Raw genomic sequence first — 3,686 nt, 5'->3', positions numbered from 1 at the left:
GTGCTGCTCCACCAGTTCCACGACATCCTGCCGGGCTCGTCGATCGCCTGGGTGCACCGCGAGGCCAGGGAGACGTACGCCGGGGTGGCCGCGGAGCTGGAGGGCATCATCGCCGGTGCGCAGCGCGCACTCGCCGGTGACGGGGACCGTGAGCTGGTCTTCAATCCCGCCCCGCACACGCGTCACGGTGTCCCGTCCGGCGGTGCCTCGGTTGCCGCGGCCGGCGCCGGCGGGGGTGTGCCGCCCGTGCCCCGCGAGGGCGGCGGCCACGTCCTCGACAACGGCCTGCTGCGGGTGGAGATCGACGGACGCGGCCTGGTCGTCTCCGTGTACGACCACACGGCCGGGCGCGAGGCCGTCGCCCCGGGACAGGCGGCGAACCTGCTCCAGCTGCATCCCGACTTCCCCAACCAATGGGACGCCTGGGACGTCGACGCGTTCTACCGCAACACCGGCAGCGACCTCGTCGACGTGACCGGGCTGCGCGTCGAGGGGACCGCGGTGCGCGTCGAGCGGGCCTTCGGCGGATCACGCGTCACCCAGCTGCTGTCCGTGCCGCGGGACGCCGGACGGCTCGACATCGAGACCGAGGTGGACTGGCACGAGAGCGAGCGGTTCCTGAAGCTCGCCTTTCCGCTCGACGTGAAGGCCGACCGATACGCCTCGGAGACGCAGTTCGGGCACGTCTACCGGCCCACCCACCAGAACACGAGCTGGGAGTGGGCCAAGTTCGAGGCCTGCAACCACCGGTTCGTCCACGTCGACGAGCCGGGCTGGGGCGTCGCGCTCGTCAACGACGCCACGTACGGCCACGACGTGACCCGCACGGTGCGCGCCGACGGCGGCACCACCACGACGGTCCGCGCCTCGCTGCTGCGCGCCCCGCGCTATCCGGACCCGGAGACGGACCAGGGTGTGCACGTCTTCCGGCATGCGCTGGTGCCGGGCGCGGCGATCGGCGACGCGGTCCGCGAGGGCCACCGGGCCCATCTGCCGGAGCGCCGTGTGACCGGCGGCCCGGACGTGGCGCCGCTCGTGACGGTGGGCGAGGACGCCGTCGTGGTGAGCGCCGTCAAGCTCGCCGACGACCGCAGCGGCGACCTGGTCGTCCGGCTCTACGAGGCGAACGGCGCCCGCGCCCGCACCACGGTCCGGGCCGACGGCTTCGACCCCGCGCGCGCGGTCCGCACCGACCTGCTGGAACGCCCGCTCCCCGACGCCCCGCTGCCGTGCGCGGCCGACGGAGGTGTGCCGCTCGAACTGCGGCCGTTCCAGATGGTGACCCTGCGGCTGCCGCGCGTCTGAGAGGACGGAACCCCCATGACGACCCCATCGGCCCCCGCGCGCCGTCCGGCGGCTGTGTGCGTGATGAGTCCCGACGTCGCCGATCTCGTCCTGCCCGCGGATCTGCGGGACGAGCTGGCCTCCATGGTGCGGCTGGTCCCGGGGCCGTCGGGCGCTCCGGTCCACACCGCCTACCCCGATGCGGAGGTGCTCGCCGAGGCGGAGCTGCTGGTCAGCGGCTGGGGCTGCCCGCGGCTCACGGCCGAGGTACTTGCCGGCGCGCCGAGGCTGCGGGCGGTGCTGCACGCCGCCGGTACGGTCAAGGAACTGGTGAGCGAGGCGGTGTGGGAACGCGGCATCGCCGTGTCGTCGGCCGCCGACGCCAACGCGGGTCCGGTCGTCGCGTACACCGTCGCCCTGATCACGCTCGCCGCCCGGCGGACGCTGAGCATGGCGGCGGGGTACCGCACGGGCTGGCCGGACCACACGCTGCGGTCCGGCGGCGACGGCCTGACGGTGGGGATCGTCGGCGCGTCCCGCATCGGACGCGGGGTGATCGACCGCCTGGTGCGCTCGGACGCGAACTACCGGATCCTGCTCAGCGATCCGTACGTGTCCCACGCCGAGGCCCGGTCGCTGGGCGCGGAGCGGGTGGACCTCCCCGGCCTCTGCCGGCGCTCGGCGGTGGTGAGCGTCCACGCGCCGCTGCTGCCGGGGACCACGGGCCTGCTGAGCGAGCAGATGCTGGCGCTGCTCCCCGACGGTGCCGCGGTGATCAACACCGCGCGGGGCCCGATCGTCGACACCGAGGCGCTGACGCGCGCCTGTGCGTCGGGCCGCCTGGACGCGTACCTCGACGTGACCGACCCCGAGCCGCTGCCGCCCGGCCATCCGCTGAGGTCCCTGCCGAACGTGCTCCTCACTCCGCACATCGCGGGCGCGCAGGGCTCGGAGGTGCGGCGGCTCGGGGAGTACGCGGTCGCCGAGACCGCGCGCTGGCTCGCGGGCGAGCCCCTGCGTGGCCGGGTCACGCGGGACGCACTCGCCCGGCTGGCCTGAGCCACCGCCCGCCCGCAGCACTCCTGCCGCTCCCTGCCGCTCCGGCGGACCGGGACGTGGCACCCACAGCCGTCTTTCGACGAGGAAAGGGCTCCAGCTCATGACAACGGTTCAACGACCGGCCGCCACGGCGGCCGAGGAGGGCAGAGGGGTGGACACGCGGCGGCCGCGCCGGCTCCGCCCGGCCGGCCGCCGCGACAAGGCCCTGTTCTGGTTCGCGATACCGGGCCTGACCGTCCTCCTGCTGTTCCACTACGTGCCGCTGCTCGGCAACGTCATCGCGTTCCAGGACTACCAGCCCTACATCGGCATCCTGCACAGCCCCTGGAGCGGCCTGGACAACTTCGACGTCCTGTTCAACGGCGACGAGCAGTTCCTGCGGGCACTGGCCAACACCCTGCAGCTCACGCTGATCCAGGTCGTGTTCGTCTTCCCCGCGCCGATCCTGCTGGCCCTCGCGCTGAACAGCCTGGTCAGCGAGCGCGTCAAGAAGTGGGTGCAGAACGTGCTGTACCTGCCGCACTTCCTGTCGTGGGTGGTCGTCGTCGCCCTGTTCCAGCAGATGCTGGGCAACACCGGCATGCTCAACCTGTTCCTCCAGGCGCACGACCTGGGCACCTGGAACGTCATCGGCAACCCGGAGCTGTTCAAGTCGCTGCTCACCTCCCAGGTCATCTGGAAGGACACCGGCTGGGGCACCATCCTCTTCCTCGCCGCCCTGTCCCGCGTCGACAACGACCTCTACGAGGCCGCCGCGATGGACGGCGCGAGCAGGCTGCGCCAGACCTGGCACGTCACCCTGCCCGCGCTGCGCGGCCTGGTCGTCCTGCTGCTCATCCTCCGGCTCGGCGACGCCCTGTCCGTCGGCTTCGAACAGATCCTGCTGCAACAGGGCGGCGTCGGTCTGGACAACAGCGAGGTCATGGACACCTACGTCTACAACCACGGCCTCGTGGGCGGTGACTGGGGGGTCAGCGCCGCCGTCGGCCTCGTCAAGGGGCTCGTCGGAGTCGTCCTCGTCCTGGGCGCCAACAAGATCGCCCACTTCTTCGGCGAGGAAGGTGTCTACAAGTCATGACCACGCTGTCCCCCGCACACCCGGTGCGCCGCAGGCCGCACCGCGCCTACAGCGCCATCCCCGGCGAGACACCCGGATCCCCGCCGTGGCGTGCCCTGAAGTCGCTGATCCTGCTGATCTGCGTCGTCCTGGTGCTGCTGCCGTTCCTCGCGATCATCTCGACCTCGCTCGCCGACACCGCGCAGGTCACCAAGGCCGGCGGCTACGTCCTGTGGCCGGACCGTCCGAGCTTCTCCGCCTACTCGGCGCTGCTCTCCGGCGGGCT

Annotated in this window: 3 protein-coding genes and 1 pseudogene; all 4 read left to right on the top strand. The window is 72.5% G+C overall.

What is annotated here, in order from left to right; genetic code table 11:
- Positions 1 to 1,305: glycoside hydrolase family 38 C-terminal domain-containing protein (locus GTW43_RS26865; protein WP_237536830.1), on the top strand; the 1,305-nt coding region annotated here is incomplete at its 5' end.
- A gap of 15 nt (positions 1,306 to 1,320) precedes the next feature.
- Entirely contained in the window at positions 1,321 to 2,343 is a 1,023-nt protein-coding gene (locus GTW43_RS26860) for a hydroxyacid dehydrogenase (RefSeq protein WP_161304552.1), read from the top strand.
- Positions 2,344 to 2,443: 100 nt separating this feature from the next.
- Positions 2,444 to 3,421 (top strand): ABC transporter permease subunit, encoded by a 978-nt coding sequence (locus GTW43_RS26855; RefSeq protein WP_161304551.1) that lies wholly within the window; start codon positions 2,444 to 2,446, stop codon positions 3,419 to 3,421.
- Positions 3,418 to 3,686: pseudogene (locus GTW43_RS26850) on the top strand (carbohydrate ABC transporter permease); the annotation flags it as partial. The gene GTW43_RS26855 and the pseudogene GTW43_RS26850, both read left to right, overlap by 4 nt.

Origin of the sequence: Streptomyces sp. SID5785, assembly GCF_009870065.1 — a bacterium.
GTDB lineage: Bacteria > Actinomycetota > Actinomycetes > Streptomycetales > Streptomycetaceae > Streptomyces.
The sequence above is the reverse complement of the archived record's forward strand: the minus strand, read 5'-3'. Positions and strand labels throughout refer to the sequence as shown.